This window comes from Pallidibacillus pasinlerensis (assembly GCF_009996845.1).
GTDB lineage: Bacteria > Bacillota > Bacilli > Bacillales > Caldibacillaceae > Pallidibacillus > Pallidibacillus pasinlerensis.
On sequence record NZ_JAACYS010000011.1, the window covers coordinates 1 to 19,582 of the forward strand.

At 35.8% G+C, this 19,582-nt stretch carries 20 protein-coding genes; 2 read left to right on the forward strand and 18 right to left on the reverse strand.

Translation table 11 applies throughout. The features are described from left to right. Positions 1-1,209 precede the first annotated feature (1,209 nt). The 3 genes from GW534_RS03960 to GW534_RS03970 are packed head-to-tail and all read right to left on the reverse strand — an operon-like array spanning position 1,210 to position 4,316. A complete protein-coding gene (locus GW534_RS03960) occupies positions 1,210-2,643 on the reverse strand; it encodes an Rne/Rng family ribonuclease (RefSeq protein WP_161919761.1) in 1,434 nt (477 codons plus the stop codon). A 34-nt stretch (positions 2,644-2,677) separates the two neighbouring features. Next, positions 2,678-3,538, reverse strand: a complete 861-nt coding sequence (locus GW534_RS03965; protein ID WP_161919762.1) for a M50 family metallopeptidase — start codon at positions 3,536-3,538, stop codon at positions 2,678-2,680. Beyond that, on the reverse strand, positions 3,531-4,316 hold the full coding sequence (locus tag GW534_RS03970) for a M23 family metallopeptidase (RefSeq protein WP_161919763.1): 786 nt from the start codon (positions 4,314-4,316) through the stop codon (positions 3,531-3,533). The genes GW534_RS03965 and GW534_RS03970 overlap by 8 nt, the downstream gene beginning before the upstream one ends. Positions 4,317-4,748: 432 nt before the next feature. On the opposite strand from GW534_RS03970, the gene GW534_RS16110 reads away from it, so the two are divergent. Further along, a complete protein-coding gene (locus tag GW534_RS16110) occupies positions 4,749-4,889 on the forward strand; it encodes a hypothetical protein (protein WP_312854628.1) in 141 nt (46 codons plus the stop codon). A gap of 181 nt (positions 4,890-5,070) precedes the next feature. Here GW534_RS16110 and minD read toward each other — a convergent pair whose 3' ends face one another. The 8 genes from minD to GW534_RS04010 form a co-directional block, all read right to left on the reverse strand. Further along, the gene (minD, locus tag GW534_RS03975; RefSeq protein ID WP_161919764.1) at positions 5,071-5,874 is read right to left on the reverse strand and encodes a septum site-determining protein MinD; all 804 of its coding nucleotides are present in this window, start codon (positions 5,872-5,874) and stop codon (positions 5,071-5,073) included. Beyond that, a complete protein-coding gene (gene minC / locus GW534_RS03980) occupies positions 5,867-6,553 on the reverse strand; it encodes a septum site-determining protein MinC (protein ID WP_161919765.1) in 687 nt (228 codons plus the stop codon). The genes minD and minC overlap by 8 nt, the downstream gene beginning before the upstream one ends. 85 nt (positions 6,554-6,638) lie before the next feature. Next, positions 6,639-7,178, reverse strand: coding sequence for a rod shape-determining protein MreD (mreD, locus tag GW534_RS03985; RefSeq protein ID WP_161919766.1), 540 nt, complete (start codon positions 7,176-7,178; stop codon positions 6,639-6,641). Further along, positions 7,175-8,083 carry a rod shape-determining protein MreC gene (gene mreC / locus GW534_RS03990; RefSeq protein WP_161919767.1) on the reverse strand — a complete coding sequence of 303 codons (909 nt, stop codon included), beginning with the start codon at positions 8,081-8,083 and terminating at the stop codon, positions 7,175-7,177. Before mreC ends, mreD begins: the two co-directional genes overlap by 4 nt. Before the next feature lie 16 nt (positions 8,084-8,099). Further along, entirely contained in the window at positions 8,100-9,119 is a 1,020-nt protein-coding gene (locus GW534_RS03995; protein ID WP_161919768.1) for a rod shape-determining protein, read from the reverse strand. A 209-nt stretch (positions 9,120-9,328) separates the two neighbouring features. Then, positions 9,329-10,003, reverse strand: a complete 675-nt coding sequence (radC, locus tag GW534_RS04000) for a RadC family protein (protein WP_202630819.1) — start codon at positions 10,001-10,003, stop codon at positions 9,329-9,331. Positions 10,004-10,156: 153 nt separating this feature from the next. Next, positions 10,157-10,774 carry a Maf family protein gene (locus GW534_RS04005; protein ID WP_161919769.1) on the reverse strand — a complete coding sequence of 206 codons (618 nt, stop codon included), beginning with the start codon at positions 10,772-10,774 and terminating at the stop codon, positions 10,157-10,159. Positions 10,775-10,991: 217 nt separating this feature from the next. After that, entirely contained in the window at positions 10,992-11,954 is a 963-nt protein-coding gene (locus GW534_RS04010) for an SPOR domain-containing protein (protein ID WP_161919770.1), read from the reverse strand. Between the two features lie 653 nt (positions 11,955-12,607). On the opposite strand from GW534_RS04010, the gene GW534_RS04015 reads away from it, so the two are divergent. Beyond that, positions 12,608-13,576: a nuclease-related domain-containing protein gene (locus GW534_RS04015; RefSeq protein WP_161919771.1), complete on the forward strand. Its 969-nt coding sequence runs from the start codon at positions 12,608-12,610 to the stop codon at positions 13,574-13,576. 34 nt (positions 13,577-13,610) lie between these two features. Here the strand turns inward: GW534_RS04015 and GW534_RS04020 are convergent, their stop codons facing one another. The 7 genes from GW534_RS04020 to GW534_RS04050 form a co-directional block, all read right to left on the reverse strand. Then, positions 13,611-14,366: a prepilin peptidase gene (locus GW534_RS04020; protein WP_161919772.1), complete on the reverse strand. Its 756-nt coding sequence runs from the start codon at positions 14,364-14,366 to the stop codon at positions 13,611-13,613. Between the two features lie 20 nt (positions 14,367-14,386). After that, on the reverse strand, positions 14,387-15,112 hold the full coding sequence (pilO, locus tag GW534_RS04025) for a type 4a pilus biogenesis protein PilO (protein ID WP_161919773.1): 726 nt from the start codon (positions 15,110-15,112) through the stop codon (positions 14,387-14,389). Beyond that, positions 15,105-15,713 carry a PilN domain-containing protein gene (locus GW534_RS04030; protein ID WP_161919774.1) on the reverse strand — a complete coding sequence of 203 codons (609 nt, stop codon included), beginning with the start codon at positions 15,711-15,713 and terminating at the stop codon, positions 15,105-15,107. The genes pilO and GW534_RS04030 overlap by 8 nt, the downstream gene beginning before the upstream one ends. Then, positions 15,710-16,714 carry a type IV pilus biogenesis protein PilM gene (gene pilM, locus GW534_RS04035; RefSeq protein WP_161919775.1) on the reverse strand — a complete coding sequence of 335 codons (1,005 nt, stop codon included), beginning with the start codon at positions 16,712-16,714 and terminating at the stop codon, positions 15,710-15,712. The genes GW534_RS04030 and pilM overlap by 4 nt, the downstream gene beginning before the upstream one ends. A 48-nt stretch (positions 16,715-16,762) precedes the next feature. Next, the gene (locus GW534_RS04040; protein ID WP_161919776.1) at positions 16,763-17,185 is read right to left on the reverse strand and encodes a prepilin-type N-terminal cleavage/methylation domain-containing protein; all 423 of its coding nucleotides are present in this window, start codon (positions 17,183-17,185) and stop codon (positions 16,763-16,765) included. 146 nt (positions 17,186-17,331) lie between these two features. Beyond that, on the reverse strand, positions 17,332-18,537 hold the full coding sequence (locus tag GW534_RS04045) for a type II secretion system F family protein (RefSeq protein ID WP_161919777.1): 1,206 nt from the start codon (positions 18,535-18,537) through the stop codon (positions 17,332-17,334). After that, on the reverse strand, positions 18,524-19,576 hold the full coding sequence (locus GW534_RS04050) for a type IV pilus twitching motility protein PilT (protein ID WP_161919778.1): 1,053 nt from the start codon (positions 19,574-19,576) through the stop codon (positions 18,524-18,526). The genes GW534_RS04045 and GW534_RS04050 overlap by 14 nt, the downstream gene beginning before the upstream one ends. Positions 19,577-19,582 lie beyond the last annotated feature (6 nt).

Here is a 19,582-nt window from a genome sequence, read left to right on the forward strand (position 1 = left end):
TGAATATGTTTAGTGGATTATTTTCTAGGGCTTGTTTTATGGCGAAGTGACTATTGAGATGGGGCTAATGGACAATTCAGGGGGTTTTTATTTGAAATGTCCGTGAGATTAATTCTATTGGACAATTGGAGCTTTTGCTGGGTGAAATGTGTTTGAGATTACTCTTATTGGACAGTTTGTGAGATTTTTCAGCGGTAAATGTCCACGAGAATGCTTTTATTGGACAGTTTGAACTTATTTTTATCTCGAAATGTCTTCGAGAATCTTCCTCGGGGACATTTCTAGCTACTTTCTATCTCAAAGTGTCTTCGAGATCCTTTCTCGTGGACATTTCAAACTACTTTTCGTCTCAAAGTGTCTTCGAGAAACTTGCTCGTGGACATTTCAAACTACTTTCCACTTCAAAATGTCTTCGAGATCCTTTCTCGTGGACATTTCAAACTACTTTCCACTTCAAAATGTCTTCGAGATACTTTCTCGTGGACATTTCAAACTACTTTTCGTCTCAAAGTGTCTTCGAGAAACTTGCTCGGGGACATTTCAAACTACTTTCCACTTCAAAATGTCTTCGAGATCCTTTCTCGTGGACATTTCAAACTACTTTCCACTTCAAAATGTCTTCGAGAACCTTGCTCGGGGACATTTCAAACTACTTTCCACTTCAAAATGTCTTCGAGATCCTTTCTCGGGGACATTTCAAACTACTTTTCGTCTCAAAGTGTCTTCGAGATCCTTTCTCGGGGACATTTCAAACTACTTTCCATCTCAAAATGTCTTCAAGAAACTCTATCATGGACATTTCAAACTTCTTTCCACTTCAAAATGTCTTCGAGATCCTTTCTCGGGGACATTTCAAACTTCTTTCCACTTCAAAATGTCTTCGAGATCCTTGCTCGGGGACATTTCAAACTACTTTTCGTCTCAAAGTGTCTTCGAGAACCTTGCTCGTGGACATTTCTAGCTACTTTCTATCTCAAAGTGTCTTCGAGATCCTTTCTCGGGGACATTTCAAACTTCTTTCCACTTCAAAATGTCTTCGAGATCCTTTCTCGTGGACATTTCTATCTACTTTCCATCTCATAAAGTCATCGAAACTCGTTCTCGAACTCATTTTAAGCTAAATCACACCTTGAAATGTCATCGACACCAAATCTCACCTACATCGCCCAGCAAAAATCCCCATCACAAACTATCCCCGAGGAGTCTCAATCACCACACTAATCTTTTAATATGATAATGCGGATGGGCAAATTCAATCTTCTCAAATGTAATTTTAAAAAACAAAGTCTCTTCTAATCGCGCCAAATGCCCCTTATACTCACCGCTAAAATAAGCAACAACATCTTCCGTCGCTTCAACAATCACTTCCGAATAGTCGCCGTCCTTATATTCCCACAGTTCCCTTTCAAGTTGAAAAGCTACAGTAGCAGGCGAAGAAACAACTCCTGTGCCTTGACAGGTAGGACATTGCACCATCAGCTTGTCCTGGAGGCTCGGCTTTGCTCGTTTTCTCGACATTTCCAAAACGCCAAGTGAGGTAAATCCATATATAATCGTCCGCTCTGTATCACGTTGAAGTTCCTCACGCAAGATTCGAATTAAGGCTTGACGATCCTGTTCCCTTTCCACATTAATAAAATCAATAAAAATATTACCGCCGATATTCCTTAAACAAATTTGTCTTGCAATCTCAATCGCAGCTAGACGATTCGTTTCCATTACAGCAGTCTCTTTTTCACTATACCCAGTAAATTTTGCGGTATTCACATCAACGATCGTAAAAGCTTCAGATTGTTCTATGACAATATTAGCCCCATTTTTCAACCACACAACTTTTTTCATTAATGATTCTAGTTCCTTTTGTAACGAAAAATGAGTAAGGATATTTTCATTCCCTTTATAATATGAAACCGGAATCGAGTCCTTTAACTCAGCTTTTAACTGCTGAACGATAGAAAACTCATCACAAACAATCTCATCAACCTGCTCTGTTTCTATAACGGAATGAATTTCATCTAAAAATTGATCATGCATGTACAAAGGTGACGGGGCTTTTTGTTTTTGCGCCAATCCCTCAATTCTTTTCCAACTTTCTCTAAGACGTGCAAACTTCTCTAACAACTCCGCCTCATTTAAATCACTAGCAGCCGTTCGCAGAACCATCCCTTCCGAATCTTGCACCGCGCTATTACCCCATTCTTTCAATTGTTTGCGGACTTCTTCCGGTAATTTCTTTGAAACAGCTACATATTTTCCAAACGGCATATAAACAAGTGCCTGATCAGGAAATTCGATATTCCCTGTAATCCGATAATATTTTTTATCTGATTCATCTTTCTGCACTTGGACAATTATCTTTTCACCTTGACGAATAAAGTCACGGATTGTACCTTCCTTCTGCTTATTATCTTGTAAAAAATATCCTGGAACTTGGGATACGTGTAAATAACCTTTTTTACCTTTACCAATATTCACAAACGCAGCATTCAGACTTGGAACAACCCGTTCAACAATTCCGAGATAAATATTACCAATTAACGACTTGCCTTCCGGTTGTTCAACAAAAAAACGCTCAATTTTCCCTTCATTTTCAACTACGATTCTTTTTTCTGAAACTCTTGCGTTTATTAATAATTTTGTCATTGTTCTATTCAATCGCTTTCACTATGTTTTATATTTAATATATCAAATCTTTAATCCCCTTGGTACGAGTATGTGTATCAAAATAATGCTCGAGGATTTTCGTTTCTGATAACTTACCTACCTTTTTTCCATTATCTAATACCATGATTGTATGATACATCCCACGGTAAAAACGTTCAACAACATTTTGAATCGAATCCTGGGCTTGCACACGTATTTCTTTTCGATTTTTATATTTTTCTATATCATGTGTTGATTTTTCAAGTAAAAATCGCATAAAAACAAAGGTCCGATTTTTCCAATCTTGATAAAGTGAATAAAGTAAGAATAGAACGATAACCCAACCATTTATATGGTATGGGGACAAGATAATAATTAACAAGCTATATATACTTAAAAAAACAAAAGACAATAGAATTGAATTTTTAAACGCTTGTTGGAATGGATAAAAGTAAGCTAACCCCAATGACAAAAGTTTACCACCATCAAGGGGTAAAATCGGTAAACAATTAAACAGCAAAATCATCATATTAAACTCAACAAACAGAGAATAATCCTTTACTGAAACCATATCAATTTGATACAAAAAAAAGACGAGCGCCATCATCCAAATATGTTGTAAGGGACCGGCAATGGTGACAATGAATTCTTCCTTGATTGGCCGATTCCCGAACTCATCAAGTTCCAACGCTCCACCAAAAGGTAAAAGAAAAATTTGTTTAATTCGCCAATTATAATAAGTCGCTGCAATAGCATGTCCTAGTTCATGGATAAAAACAATCATAAATAAAATTAGTAATTCATAAAATCGAGCAGTCATAACAGCCCCTGCGATCACTAACCAAAAGACGGGGTGAATATGAATACGTGTAAAAAGTTGTACCCATTTATTCAAACTTAATCACCTGTACAGGGTCAATAAATTTTTCACCTTGTTTAATGGCTAAATAAAATTCTCCATATTGTGCGTCTTCAGAAGTTAATACGGTTCCGATTTTCTCCCCTGCCTTTACATTATCATATACTTTCACGTGAATTTCGCCTAATTGACCGTACCAAGTTTCCGTATTATCCGCATGTTGGATTATAACGGTATTTCCAAGATCCTCTTTTTCACCGGCAAAAATAACGGTACCATCTTGAATCGAGTCAACACTTGCACCTTGGACCGTTTGAATGACGACACCATTATTATCTGTCGCATCAAAGTTTTCTAAAATAACACCTGTAGCTGGGACAGCATATCCATCTGCCATTTCTGTTTCTGATGGATCTTTTTGTTCAGGAAATAATGCTAACGGTTTACCAAAAGTATTTTCGTACCACTTCGAAATAGTTGCAAATTGAAATTCAGTATTCATAACCGTATGGACTGCTTGACGAACAGGCTCCAATTGCGGAGAAGGCATTTTAAAAGAAATGGCAACTACTAATACGAGAATAGCAGAAAGCAACACTTTAAACATAAAAATTTCTTTGTTAAATAAAGGATGGTTACCTTTTTTCATTCCATCTGGGGATGAAAACCAAGAAAAATCATGACTCTCTTCATAATCAGGATAAACGATTTGCGTTTTTTTCGGATTCGTTTTAAAGCCTGAATCCGAATACCGTCCACTCATTTTCCTTCTTTTTTGAATACGTCTTAAAATTTCTTTTCTTCTTCGATTCACAAGTCATCAGTCCTTTTAAAAGTACAATTTCTTTCTATTAAAATGTATGACTTGTCCAAAAGGAGTATGACAAAGAAATTTGATACAGGGGGGATACAGGGGGGGATACAGGGGGACGGGTTCGGTGTTCCAAAAAATTGAAAAAGAAATTGAAATTACGGATTTTTTCGCATGTTTTATTGAAAATAAGACAACGGGATGTTTCCCACTTTCAAATTATTGAAATGGAACAAGTTATCGAACACCATATTGATATTTTGAAAATGATAAATGGAGTCAGTCCCAGTGATGTATTTCTACATATAATGCAACACTGTACCTGTCCCCGCGTTGCATTCCCCGCGTTGCATTCTCCCCATGTTATAAATTTTGCTCATAACTTTTCAAAAACTGGGACAAAATGTATATGGAACGAGGAAAGGAGTGAGTGAAGTGACGAAAAAGTACAATAGAGGAAGTAGGAACCAAAATGCTCCTGAGTTACATGGAAAAACACCGGAAAGTGGCGATGATAGTAAAGGGGTTAAACGAAATATAAAAGAACAAACTTCAAAAACGCAAGATAAACGGTAAACTCACATAAATAAACAAGGGTTTCTCATGTCGAGGTGACAAACTATGACTTGAGAATCCCTGATGATCCACTGGAAGAACTTTTACGCTAATAACATCTCTAAAAACTCCAAAATTAAAAGCGCTGCAACATGAACAACGCCTTTAATTCTACTGATTTTAATAGTTAATAGTTTTACAATTAAGAGCGAACACCAAAGAATTTCTTAATCTTAGAAAATATACCGCTGTTTTCCTCTTCTAAATGTTGAAGCGGTACAGAATCACCTAAAATTCTTCTTGCAATATTACGATATGCAAGACTTGCTTTATTGTTAGGATTCATTACAATCGGTTCACCGTGATTGGAAGCTTTAATAACTTCTTCATCATCAGCAACTATTCCAATTAGTTCAATCGCTAAAATATTTGTAATTTCATCAACGTCAAGCATATCACCGTCTTTAACCATATTTGAGCGTATACGGTTAATAACTAGTCTAGGCGGAGTCATAGGTTCCTTTTCTAATAAGCCAATAATTCGGTCTGCATCACGTACGGCAGAAACTTCTGGAGTTGTAATGACTATTGCTTGATCTGCACCAGCAACGGCATTTTGGAATCCTTGTTCAATACCTGCTGGACAGTCAATAATAACATAATCAAATTCTTTCTTTAATCCTTCTATAATCGTTCTCATTTGGTCTGGATTAATAGCGTTTTTATCACTTGTTTGGGCTGCTGGAAGTAAATATAATTTATCATCAAAACGTTTATCTTTTACAAGTGCTTGATGAATTTTACATCTTCCTGTTGCAACATCGACTAAATCATAAATAATCCGATTTTCTAAGCCCATAATAACATCTAAATTACGGAGACCAATATCTGTATCTACTAAACACACTCTTTTCCCTTGTAATGTTAATGCAGTTCCAATATTAGCACTAGAGGTCGTTTTCCCAACTCCACCTTTTCCTGAAGTAATTACAATGGCTTCACCCATGTAAAATGCCTCCTTCCGCAAAACAATTTAAATTCGGTCGAACTTTCTTTAAAACTGTTAACTTATCAATTATTAAGTCATCTTCATCATCAATAAAGGCACATTCAGCTTCTGTCGGTACAACATCTCGATCGGGTGACCTGCGATATAAATCTCCTATTCTAAGTTGTGTTGGTGTCATTTGTGATGCACAAATAACAGCACTCATATCACCTAAACAACCTGCGTGAGCAATTCCTTTTAGTCTTCCTAAAATAAAAACATTCCCACTGGCCATAACCATACCACCTGGGTTTACATCACCAATAAGTAATAGGTCTCCAGATGTATTGATTACTTGTCCAGACCGTACAACATTATGAATGAGTGTAATACTTTTTTCTTTTATAATACGTTCTGCTTCTTCTTTTAATATAACATTAGAATCAACAGAATCAATAGTTAAATTCCTTTTTGGATCAATTACATCTTGAATTTGTGAAACTTGTTCCTCAGTTAAATAACGGTTTCCTGTATGGAGATGTATATGTACCACATGCTTTTCATCATACATGTGAGCGTGCGTTTTAAAGGTTTCCTTAATATCCTTTAACAACGTAGAGAAAGAACATGTGTCATCCAGGCGCAATAATAACCCGTCTTTTGTGCCTTTTATCGTGACATTATGCGAGTTTACCATGTTTGATATTCACCTCATCTTAATAAAATTCAACAAAAGTCGGGCATTTTCCTTTGTTTTCTGCAAAAAAGTTAGAAAACTAAGCTTACGACTGGAACATGCCCTCTTCCTCTTCCTTCACTTTTTTAATTACTGTAATATAATTTTTTAGCGGGAAACAAACGATTACATAAAAAATCATATTCACAATTAAAGTAGGTAAAAGTCTATGATAAGCAAAATATTCAAAACTTATATCAGATAAATTGATCATGAAATATAGGAAAAATAGGACAATTTCTAAGGCAATGACAGCTATAATCGTATAAAAAAACATCGTGAAGAGATTTGTAATCCAATTTTTTACAATCCAATAAATACCGTAAATTACTGCAGGATAGGCAAATAAATAAACACCATAAATTTCTGTAAATACGATATCCATTAACATCCCAAATACAAATGCATAAATTGTACCGATTTTTTTATCATAAAAAATGGTTATAAAAAGAAGTAAAATAAAAAGGAAGCGGGGAATGATAAACCATTTTTCACCAAAAAAATAACTTGGTACGTAATTCGAAAAAAGACTTTCTAAACAAAAGAATACGATGATGATAACAGGGAGCCAATATTTTTTATTCATGATTCATCACCTGTATCAGCTCCGTCTTCCCCTTCTTCAGTAGAACTTTCCGTATTATGATCTTCTTCCGTCGGCATTGCACGTTCGATTACCATCACATTTTTTATATTATAAAAGTTTGCAGCTGGCTTCACGTATGCGGTTTGAGTTAGCCCGTATTGGCTCGGCTCAACTTTTTCCACCGTACCGATGAATAAGCCTTCAGGAAAAATACCGGAAAAACCGGATGTAATAACATTCATTCCTTCTTCAATTTTCATTTCAGCTGGGATTTCATTAACAAGTAGTAGTTGGGTTTCTTCATCAATTCCTTCTACTAGCCCATATGTATCTTCAACCCCTTGAATGGCCACGTGGACACGATTTGTACGGTCAATCGTCGATAATAGCTGCACAGAAGATGTTGTTTTCCCAACACTTTTTATTTTACCAATCATTCCATCGGCAGTAATGACAGCCATATCTTTTTCGATATTGTGCACTTCTCCTTTATCAATGATTAGCGATTCATTCCAGCGATCTGGGTTTCGTGAAATTACTGATGCATGACGAATATGATAGGATGCTAGCGTCTCTTCTTTATCGAGTAGGTCCCTATATTCTTCATTTTCTTTTTGTAATCGGTCCGCTTCTACTCTTAATTTTGCATATTCATCTAAATGCTGTTTTAACACCTTGTTTTCCTCGTATGTATTGAGCAAATCATGAACATTCTCAACAAAACCCGCCACATAATGTGCGGGCTTTGCGAAAATATTCTGTACGAAGCCAACCGTATCTTTAACAAATTGTTCCGGCCATGATAACTCTTCCCGATCTCTTAATGAAAAGCCAATCAATGCCACGAGAATAATAATTCCAGCAAGTAATATAATCAATCGCTTATTTCTTAAAAATTGTGGCATGATTTACACCTCTCGTTTACTTACCGTTCGCCTTTTTAAATAAATCGATATGGTCTAACGCTTTACCTGTACCAATCGCTACACAATCTAATGGATCTTCCGCGATAAGAACCGGCATGTTTGTTTCTTCAGCAATCACACGGTCAAGATTTCTTAACAGTGCACCGCCCCCAGTTAACACGATTCCACGGTCCATAATATCTGCTGCTAACTCAGGTGGAGTTTTTTCTAACGTATTTTTCACTGCGTCAACAATTGATTCAACCGTATCTTTTAACGCATGAGCGATTTCTTCAGCCGTAATTTCAATAGTTTTTGGAAGACCTGTTAGTAAATCTCTTCCGCGGATTTCCATATTATCAATACCCTCAGGCATACCTGCAGAACCAACTTCCACTTTGATTGCCTCTGATGTACGATCACCAATCATTAAATTATAGTTTTTACGGATATAAGTGATGATTGCATCGTCCATATCATCACCAGCAACACGGATGGACTGACTTGTTACGATACCACCTAAGGAAATAATCGCAACTTCTGTCGTACCGCCACCGATATCAACAACCATACTTCCTGTTGGCTCCCATACTGGTAAGTCAGCACCGATAGCAGCTGCAAAAGGTTCCTCAATCGTATAAGCATCACGAGCACCGGCTTGACGAGTAGCATCGATTACAGCACGCTCTTCTACTGCCGTAATTCCAGATGGTACACAAACCATAACATAAGGTTTCCGACCGAAGCCGCCACCTTTTACTTTCGCTGCTTGATTAATAAAATATTTCATCATTTTTGCTGTCGTATCATAGTCCGCAATAACTCCGTCTTTCATTGGGCGCATAGCGACAACATTTCCAGGTGTACGACCAATCATATTTTTCGCATCATTACCGACCGCAACAATCTGTTTTGTATCTGTTTGGTATGCAACAACGGATGGCTCTCTTAAAACAACACCTTTCCCTCGGATGTATACAAGTGTATTTGCAGTACCTAAATCAATTCCTAAATCTCTTGAACCAAATCCAAACATGGTAAGTATCTCCCTTTCTGATACAATCTAAAAATTCAAATCGTGTTGTTTAATGCACGTTTTTATCGTTTGTCAAATGAACTTATTTTATTGACTATTTTAATCTTATTTTTAAAATTATTTTTTCGCAATTTATTCGCGATTGACTAAACAAAATCTAAAAAAATCATAAGTATTATTATAGCTTATATTTGAAAAAAATAATAGTATTATAAGTAACCTTTTTCTTTTAAACTAACAAATCTTTTATCACCGATTATGATATGATCGAGTATTTCAATCCCTATCATTCTGCCACATTCTTTTAACCTTCTCGTGACTTCGATATCCTCCCTACTCGGGGTCGGATCACCGGAAGGGTGGTTGTGTATACATATGATGGAGGCTGCAGACCGACGAAAAGCTTCGCGGAAGACTTCACGCGGATGAACAATTGAAGCGTTTAAACTGCCGATAAAAACCGTTTGTTTATGGATTACTTGATTTTTCGTATTGAGGTAAAGACAGACAAAATGCTCTTGGTTTAAAAAACGCATTTCTTCCATGACATAATTCGCCCCATCTTCTGGTGAGCGAATGGAATACCGTTCTTCATTTGATAAACTGTTAATTCTTCTTCCTAATTCAACTGCTGCAAGAATTTGAATTGCCTTCGCTTCCCCAATCCCTTTTATTTTCGTAAGTTCTTCTAACGTCGCATCTTTTAACATGCGTAATCCTTCAAACTCTTTTATCAGCCTTTGTGCAAGTTGCAACACTGACTCCGCTTTCGTACCGGTTCTCAGTAAAATTGCGAGTAGCTCCTGATTGGACAAGCTCTCCGGTCCATGTTTAATAAAGCGTTCCCGCGGCCGTTCGTCCTTAGGGAAATCTTTAATTAACAACTGATTATTCGTTTCAATCTCCTCCTTCTATTTTACAAGGAATTGCCGAGATTTGAAACTATGGAACATGCGTAAATGGAGCATTAATTTCCCTATTATTGGACTACTTCTCCACATATTTTGTTACAAGAAATTGTAAGTTTTTCTATGTTTTTATTTGCTTGATGACGTATTTAAATTACTAGAGTCTTTAATATTATTAATTGCAAAAGTAAACCCCATTTGTGTAAGTGTTCGATAAAGTTTTGCAATGGGTAGACCGACAACTGAAAAATAATCACCGTGGATCTTTTTCACTAACGTTGCTCCATAACCTTGAATACCATAGCTTCCTGCTTTATCAAACGGCTCCCCTGTACGAATATAATCCTCAATCTGTTTTTCTGTCAATTCCCAAAATGTAACTTCGGTTTTTTCATAAAAAATTTGTTTTTCGTTACCGTGAAAAACACATGTACCTGTTAAAACATAATGAGTGTTTCCTGAAAGTGTAGTTAACATTTGTTTTGCTTCATCATATGTTTTCGGCTTTCCTAAGGCTTCGTCATGATAAAACACAAGCGTATCAGCGCCGATGACGTAAGCATCAGGATTGTCTTTCGCTACAGCTTCCGCCTTTCGTTCCGCCAAAATCATTACCTGTTCTTCAGGTGTAAGTGTTTCTGCCACCGTTTCACCTACTTCACACGTAATAATGTCAAAATGCGGTTGAACTTGTCTGAGGAGTTCTTTCCTTCGTGGTGATGATGAAGCTAAAATGAGGCGTGCCATTTTTTTCACCTGCCTGTTTATGAATGTATCAGGGGAGATACACACCTATATACTATCATTCCCTTACTTTGCAAACAACGACATAAAAATTACTTTTCGTTAACAAAAATTCAATTTTCGACATGTTTTTTGTAAAAAAACGGTATTTTCTGACGTTTCACGTATCAAAAAGATAAATTTTTAATAAAAATAGATTTATTTAAAGGCTATGGAAAATTTACATAGTAAAGTAATTCGCGACAAATGAGAGTAGGTGGCTTTGTACGTTTAGCCATTGATCATTACTTTTTGAATCAAAAAAGCCTACTAACTCATCATAGGCCTTCATTAACGATAATTGCAAATCTTGGATAGGTTTTTGTTGAATTTTTAACCCTTTAATTTGTTCTATTTCTTGCTGGGCAAAATCTTTTGGAATAGAGTACGTATCCCCTTGTAAAAACGCAGTGCTACTTTCTTTTACTAGTTTTTCATAAAGAGGATAGGCTAATTCGAGGAAATTTTTCTCATCTGTAGTTAAATTAGAAATACTTTTTTCTGGTACTGCCACTGCCGTTGGAAACGTTTCGGCAAAATTTTGCTTAAAAAAACTAGATTCTTTAAATAGTTTTCCAGAATCTGTTCCGTCGGTTACCGCCACAAAAACGCGATATTTATCCCCGTCCTTCACATAGGCAAATGGAAGTCCGGTGCTTGCTAGTTGTGATTCTAATTGTTGCACCGATTCTTCATTTTGATAAACACCTTGTTGAAGGATGTAGAGTTCGGTAGATGGCAATAATACGCTTTCACTGCCTGTTCCGGCGGTTACGGTTGTGTTGGCATTTGCGGTGCTGACATTTTCTTCAGTAGGATTTTTCATCATCAAATTTAGAAGGATAATTCCGATTAACACGCCAATAGCAATGGCTGAAATAATAGAAATGGTAAGAACAATCGGTGATTGCTTGTCCGATCTTGTATATATTTTAGGGCGATTCCGTTGAATAACGGATTTCCGCTTCTGTTTCTTCTTTATAATATCAAATGCCGACCGAATATTCGTAGACTTCTCCTCCGCAGCCGCCACCTCACGCTTCGACTTCCAATCATGCACAATTAAATTATCCTTCTTCTCTTGATAAGCCTTCTCTTCCCCATTAATCTTTATTTTAATTTTATTATCTCGATTCGTACCCATATCAATTCCCCCTGTAAAAGCTTGTCTATTACTATATTTGAACCGTATTGATTTGTTTGTGACTATTTGGACACGTGACTTGTCGGTTTTAGTGTTCACTCAAAAATAGACTCGTCCTTTTTATAAACATTGTATGCACGTTTTTTTCATGCTATCACAATCAAATTGAAAAATACCGTGAGATTTGTCGTCGAAATCAAAAGGTGTTAGACAAAATGTGACAGGGGGTGGTGCCGGGGAGTTGTCTCGCTGTCGATATTCGACGGGTCACTGTTGGTATTTTTGGGTTCACTAGCGATATTTTGTGTTTCACTAGCGAAAAAAATTGTTTCACTGACGATATTTTAAGTTTCACTAGCGATATCCGGATTTTAAAATAGATCTATTTTGATTCGAGAGCATATTTTTAGCTCACTGTTGATATAATTGGATTCACTATCGATAAAACCGCTTTCATTGTTGATATATTTCATTTCACTGGCGATAAATTCTCTTTCACTAATGATATATCAATTTTCACTAACGAAATATCGAATTTCACTAACGATATTTCAAGTCTTAGATACTTATTTACAAGTTTCACTAATAAAACTAAATGGAAAATCACCTAAAAATATATTAAACTATTCAAAAAACTAGAAAGGAGATATGATATGTTTCTTAAACCATTCAGTACACCCTTTGATACGAATCAACTAATATCACTAAACAGACGGGTAATCCCAACGCACTACATGCGACCAAGAATCTTAAAAGATTACAATCTAGCAATAGCCGGATTATATGGAGAAAAGGAAGTTTATTTTTATTTAAAGCATTTACCTTCGGGACATTATTTTATTCTGCATAACATCCGTTTAAAAGACGCGACGGGCTATTTTCAAATGGATTACATTATCATTTCAGTGAAGTTTATTCTAATCCTTGAGGTTAAAAACTATAGTGGAAAAGTATATTTTAATAAATTTAATCAATTGGAGTTAATAAAAAGTGATCAAATTGAGAATGAAGTCTTTCAAAATCCGATAACACAGGTAGAACGACATCAACTTTTACTCCAAAATTGGCTTTTAAATCACCTCTTCCTTGATATCCCTGTTTACTCATACGTCATTTTTAGTTCGCCGACAACCCTTATCCAGTCTGATGCCTCCCATTCTGATATACATAAAAAGATTATCTCTGGTTCCAATCTTGTCCCAACGATACTACAACTTGCTAACCAAGAGCAAAAACATCATCTGACATTTAATGATATCAAGTCAATATCCTCTTTACTTATTGATTCTCATTCCCCGTACAAAATTAATATCGAGAAAAAATATCGAGTTTATTACAATGAACTAATAAAAGGAATTCACTGTCCCAACTGTTCATCAATTCCATTGGAAAAAAATAATAAAGTTTGGTTTTGCCAAAATTGTGATTATGTTGGACCGAATAATTACACACAAAGTTTAAATGACTATTATTATTTAATTTCAGAGGAAATTACAAATAAGGAGGCACGTGATTTTCTTCAAATTCACTCTCCAAGCACAATGCGGTATTTATTGCAAAAAGCAGGGTATGAATATACCGGGGGATATAAAGGGAGGAAATATATCTTAACTGTAAAATAGGGGCATCCATCAATATGGATTACCCCTAAATTAATCAAAAAAACGTCCCAATATACCAATTAATAATCGCATCTGTATAAAAATAAGAGATGATTGCCCCGATGGCGATGAAGGGTCCAAAAGGGATCGGTCTTCTTTTCTCGTAACCTTTTATTATTATTTGGACCAATCCAAAGACGGCACCGATTACGGACGCGAGAAACAATGTCATGAGGGTGGCTTTTGTTCCTAAAAAGAGTCCGAGTACGAAAAACAGTTTGATGTCGCCACCGCCCATCCCCCCTTTACTCACAACTGCCAATAAGTATAAAATCCCGAATCCCACAGCAGCTGCAAGGAGCGCATCCCACCACGAATCTAATGGCTCAACAATACGCATAATCACAATTAACACTAAGAAAAACAACAACACTTTATCAGGAATTATCATGTAGGCTAGGTCAGAAACGGTAATGATGACTAACAACGATACAAGTAATAAACCAGCAACCAACTCTACCTGCCAACCTAATTGAGCAAATGTAAAAGTGTATAGGAACCCTGTAATAAGTTCCATTACCGGATATATTGGTGAAATTTTCGATTTGCAATTCCTACATTTTCCCCGTAAAAAGATATACGACAACACAGGAATATTTTCAAACCAAGATAATTCATGATTACATTTTGTACAATGGGAATTCGGATAAACGATTGATTCTTTTTTCGGAACGCGTAAGCCAACGACATTAAAGAACGAACCGAAAATCAATCCGAATATGAAAAACAAAGTTAAATACACTACATCCATAGGTCATCTCTTTTCTAATACTATTCTTCTATACTTGTCCCATTTTCATTGTAGTAAAAAGTTGTAAGTTGTACTTCAACGTTTACAGTTGTGTCAGCCTCTTCTCCTTCTAGGTTCAATAGCTCCTTTTCACCAGGTTGACTGAAGGATAACGTATCAACTCTTGTAATACGTTCAAGTTTTTCAACTTCTTGTAAAAAGGCTTCAAACTGTTTGAAATTTGGTGAAACGACGCTTAAATTAACGGTAATCAGTTTTATATTGTCTGGAAGTTCTTCTACTACATCTGATATAGGTGGTTCAGTTGTATCTATATCTTCCGCTGTTCCTTCCTCATCCGTTTCTGCAGATTCGTCTGTTTCCTCTACTTCATTTTCAATTACTTGATCCGCTTCTGTTAAACTACTGTCATAATTATTAAAAGTAATATCTTCAATACGACTTTCACTAACCATTTCTATTTCCTGTAACGACAATATTAATTCATCAATACTACGATCCAGCGGCATTTTACGTTCGTGAAAGAAATGATTTTCATCAAATTGACTTTTTTCATTTTGACTCTTTGCTATTTCAGCTTCAAGAATTTGGACATCCGTTTCTAACTGATTCACATTTGCTTTTGCTGCATTAGATTCATCCTTTAAAGGTTTTACCAAATAAAAGTATACGAGTCCTAATAATAAAAATAAAATCACCATAAATAAAGTGACCAGGGATTTTCTTTCTTGAATGAAATCATTCATTGTCATCTTCCCCCCCTGTGTCAGGCAGTAAAGCAGTCATATTAATTTCTAAACTAAATGAAACATCATATCGTGGCATTTCTTCAAACACTGCATCTGTAACCTCTTCTTCAGTCCCCTCTTCTATTCTAAAGGTTGATATATTATCTACTTTTACATCACTAAAAATTTCCGACTGATTTAGACTAGTCACATACTCTGCCACTTGATTTAGGGAGTCAAATTCTGTTTGAATCGAAACTTGCCCAGCGTTAAAATTATAATCTGTTAAAAAACTATAATCCGGTAATAATTCATTTAATTCCTTAATAATCTTCGAAGTCGGAGCGGTTAGTTTTTCCGCAAATTCAACTGACTCAGCCAAACTAACCACCACTCTTTGTGATTGTTGATTTTGTAGCTGAGCTTCCAATGCACCTTTCTGCATTTGTAAACTTTCAACACGTGATTGAATGGTATCATTTGCATTTTTCGCTAAAAAATATTGTAATATAATAACACCTAGCAGAATAGCCCAAATTATTAATACAATTAGAAGTATAAAAGATGTTTTATCACTATCCCGTTCTTTGGACGGCAAGAGATTTATATCAGGTATCACTTAACTTCCCCCTTTAGTGCAAGTCCAAGTGCTGGTATGTATACGCGGGGAACTTGCGATGTTTTTTCAGGAGAAAGATATGCATCTAAAATTTCTACTGGTACAGGTGTAACTCGGGCTATTTTATTTTGAATTAATTCCATATTAGGATAATCGCCTAGTAAACAAATTTTTGATACCATATTTTCTCCTTTATGTAGGGAATACCGATAAAAATTCATCATGCGCTCAAGTTCAATCATTTGATCATCAATTAATCCAGATAAATTATTATTATCGCCTATGTAATTCCACCTTAAATTGTTGTCTTGCGCATCATGATCTGCCTGCCAATCTTCCATTGAAATATCTAAATCTAAGTATCTGAGGAACTCAGGTTGATTATTCGAAAAAATGCTGATATTAATTGAATTTAAGTTCATTTCAAAAAATAAAACAGCTTCATCAATATTAGCATTAGGATAAATGGTAAGATAATAACGATATACACCTAATGAACGAATATCAGCAACAATCGGTTTCAATCCGGCGTCTTCAAAAATTTCAACATACTTCATTAATTCTTCTTCTGGTACGGAAAAGAGTAGTCCTTCCCTAGTTGAACTATTCACATTCGTTTGCGGTAACGGATAAACGTCAAAGATTGGATTATCAAACGGTAAATATAATGTTTGTCCGAGTTCCATATAGAAGTGACCTTTAATTTCGTCATCTTTAAGTTCAGCAGGAAACTCAACCTTTTTCATTATAAGCATGGAATCCGGAACATAAAAGCGTACATTCCGGCGCTTAATCCCCCAATCTTGGACGGTACCCTTCATAAAATCGTAAAACTCTAATTCATCAGAGATCCGCCCATGTTCTAGCAAACCATTGGGGATGGCCTTCTCTTGAACATTTTTCACTTTTGACAATCCGCCACCGTTATATTCAACCATCCGAAGGGCGTAATCATCAAAAACAAGATTTATTATTTTTTTGTTTGAAAATAAACTAGGCATGGGTAGGACCTCCTTCTAAATTATTGAGTAGTATTATACTTGAATTGTTTATTCTTTTAGTTTACTTCGTAATTGGGACTCAGTAACGGACCCATTTGAATCGTTTGTTACTACTTTAACTGCAGGATGACCTGAAATTGACCAGATATTTCCAGATAATTTTACTGTAACATCTTTTTCTACTTTAATATCAATATATCCTGATAAAACATTGTTTCCACTTGTTATAGTGTAAGTTGGGGCTGCTTCTTTACCATCCTTCCCAAAACCTTCTTGTGCATATTTTAACTTTGCAGCTGAAATGATATTTAATGCTTCATTGATATAAGATTGCTCTTTTGATTTTTGAATTTGACCACTAATTAGTGGAATTGCAATTGCGGCAATGATTGCTAAAATCACTAATACAGCTAATAGTTCAACTAACGTCATACCTTTTTCTTTTTTTAGATATTTTAGATGCTTCCTCATATGTGTTTCTCCTCCTTAATAATTTTTTTATAATAAATTTGTTACATAACACTTTACCTACTTTTTCAAACCACCCCCTAAAAGGATAATGAAATGTGATCTCAAGATGTATATTGATGTATTAATAAATGTACATTTAATACAATCTATATATTTGAATACATACTAAACATAGGTATTAAAATTGATAACACTATAATCCCTACAACCACAGCCATAATTAAAATCATTACTGGTTCAATGAGTGATTTCAGAGAATCTACTGAGCGATCAACTTCTGCCTCATAGAAGTCCGCTATTTTTTCTAGCATATAGTCCAATGTTCCTGTTTCTTCCCCAATTGCCGTCATAGAAGTGACTAACGGCGGTATAACCCAACTTTCTTCAAAGGGTTCAGATAGTCGGTTTCCCTTTTCTAAACTATCCCTTGCTTCAAGCACAACCTTACTAATCACCGGATTGCCGATAACTTTTTCTACAATGGTTAATGCTTGTAAAATTGGTACAGAACTTGTAAACAAAGATGATAATGTACGTGTCATCCTTGCTATAGCTGATTTTTGTAGCAACTTACCAAAGATGGGCATTTTCAACATTGCAACATGGACACTATAATTGAATTCCTTATTTTTTTTCATTAGAACGCTAAAAACAATAATAATTCCTAAAATAAACAATAGCCATATGAACCAGTAGTTTTGCAGACTTGAACTTACACTTAACATAAATTTTGTAATAGCAGGTAATTCTGAACCCATACTTTCAAACATTTCAACAAAACTTGGAATAATTGTTAACATCATAAATACTACAACTGCGATGATAACAACTAGTAAAACAATAGGATATGTCATTGTTGACTGTACTTTTTTCTTTAAATCGTATTGCTTTTCCATATGGGTTGCGATCCTGTCCAATGTTTCATCCAAGTTCCCCGATGCTTCACCTGCGCGAACCATATTAATAAACAATTGTGGGAATACTTTTGGATGTTTTTCAGCTGCTTCTGAAAATGAAATACCTGAACGTAGGTCATCTTCTATCGCAACTAAAACCTTTGCTAAATATTTACTATCTGTTTGTTTGGCTAGTATATTGGTTGAATCAACAATGGATACTCCTGCTCGAATTAGTGTAGCGAACTGCCTGCAATAAATAACAAAGTCTTGCTGCTTAACGGGATTTCCAATCGTAATCTCTTTATTTAATAATCCTTTAGCCTCATTTATTTCCCGGGGACTAATCCCTTGTTCACGAAGTTTAGCTATAGCTTGAGTTTTGTTAATCGCTTCAATTGTACCGCGTTTCATATTCCCTTTTTTCGTTCGCCCTACATACTTATAAACGGCCATTTAGATCACCTGTATTCATATATGGTAAGGCACTTTCATAGGTAATTTTACCTGTGCTTAATAATCCTTGAATCGACATTTCCAATGTGTGCATCCCTTGGGCACGGCTTGTCTGCAATACGTTCTGTATTTGGTGTATTTTTTCATTACGAATTAAGTTGGCAACGGATGGTGTATTTATTAAAATCTCAGTAGCAGCTACCCTACCAGAACCATCCTTCAATGGAAACAATCGCTGTGAAATAACTCCTTTCAAAACATTTGCTACTTGTAAGCGAACTTGACGTTGTTGGTGAGGTTGGAATACATCAATAATTCGGTCAATTGTTTGGGCTGCACTTGATGTGTGTAAAGTAGCTAGGACTAAATGCCCGGTTTCCGCAGCTGTTATGGCCGTTGAAATGGTCTCAAGGTCCCGCATCTCACCAACCAAAATAATATCTGGATCTTGCCTTAAGGCAGCCCGAAGACCATTCGCAAAACTTAAAGTGTCTGCACCAACTTCTCGCTGATTTACAATCGACTTTTTATGAGAGTGAACGTATTCAATCGGATCTTCCAACGTAATGATATGTTTCGCATACTTTTGATTAATATAATCAATCATAGCTGCAAGAGTAGTTGATTTCCCTGAACCTGTTGGCCCAGTCACTAATATTAACCCTTGTGGATTCTCCATTAACGATTCTAACGTTTTAGGCATATTTAGCTCACTAATTGATGGTATTTTAGTCGGAATCGTACGAATCGCAATACTAATACTATCACGCTGACGAAATGCATTTAAACGAAAGCGACTAGTACTTTCTAACTCATAGTTAAAATCGACTTCTCCTTTTGTCACAAACTCATTCCAAAGTTGCTCAGGAATAATCTCTTTCGCCATTTGTTCAGTATCTGTTCGTGATAACGGATAACTACCAACCGGTTGTAATTTTCCATTAATCCGTAATACTGGTGGGGAATCGACGATAATATGGAGGTCTGAAGCTTTACTATAGAATGCATTTTCTAACAGTCCTACAATTGTTTTTTTCATACTTCT

What these genes read in the sequence shown, in the direction of transcription:
- pilO (WP_161919773.1), bottom strand. Translation starts at nt 15,112, where the DNA reads ATGAATGATTTCATTCAAGAAAGAAAATCCCTGGTCACTTTATTTATG.
- GW534_RS03995 (WP_161919768.1), bottom strand. Translation starts at nt 9,119, where the DNA reads ATGTTTGGATTTGGTTCAAGAGATTTAGGAATTGATTTAGGTACTGCA.
- mreD (WP_161919766.1), bottom strand. Translation starts at nt 7,178, where the DNA reads ATGAATAAAAAATATTGGCTCCCTGTTATCATCATCGTATTCTTTTGT.
- GW534_RS04015 (WP_161919771.1), top strand. Translation starts at nt 12,608, where the DNA reads ATGTTTCTTAAACCATTCAGTACACCCTTTGATACGAATCAACTAATA.
- minC (WP_161919765.1), bottom strand. Translation starts at nt 6,553, where the DNA reads ATGGTAAACTCGCATAATGTCACGATAAAAGGCACAAAAGACGGGTTA.
- GW534_RS04050 (WP_161919778.1), bottom strand. Translation starts at nt 19,576, where the DNA reads ATGAAAAAAACAATTGTAGGACTGTTAGAAAATGCATTCTATAGTAAA.
- GW534_RS04005 (WP_161919769.1), bottom strand. Translation starts at nt 10,774, where the DNA reads ATGGCACGCCTCATTTTAGCTTCATCATCACCACGAAGGAAAGAACTC.
- mreC (WP_161919767.1), bottom strand. Translation starts at nt 8,083, where the DNA reads ATGCCACAATTTTTAAGAAATAAGCGATTGATTATATTACTTGCTGGA.
- GW534_RS04020 (WP_161919772.1), bottom strand. Translation starts at nt 14,366, where the DNA reads ATGGATGTAGTGTATTTAACTTTGTTTTTCATATTCGGATTGATTTTC.
- GW534_RS03960 (WP_161919761.1), bottom strand. Translation starts at nt 2,643, where the DNA reads ATGACAAAATTATTAATAAACGCAAGAGTTTCAGAAAAAAGAATCGTA.
- pilM (WP_161919775.1), bottom strand. Translation starts at nt 16,714, where the DNA reads ATGCCTAGTTTATTTTCAAACAAAAAAATAATAAATCTTGTTTTTGAT.
- GW534_RS04045 (WP_161919777.1), bottom strand. Translation starts at nt 18,537, where the DNA reads ATGGCCGTTTATAAGTATGTAGGGCGAACGAAAAAAGGGAATATGAAA.
- GW534_RS04040 (WP_161919776.1), bottom strand. Translation starts at nt 17,185, where the DNA reads ATGAGGAAGCATCTAAAATATCTAAAAAAAGAAAAAGGTATGACGTTA.
- minD (WP_161919764.1), bottom strand. Translation starts at nt 5,874, where the DNA reads ATGGGTGAAGCCATTGTAATTACTTCAGGAAAAGGTGGAGTTGGGAAA.
- GW534_RS04010 (WP_161919770.1), bottom strand. Translation starts at nt 11,954, where the DNA reads ATGGGTACGAATCGAGATAATAAAATTAAAATAAAGATTAATGGGGAA.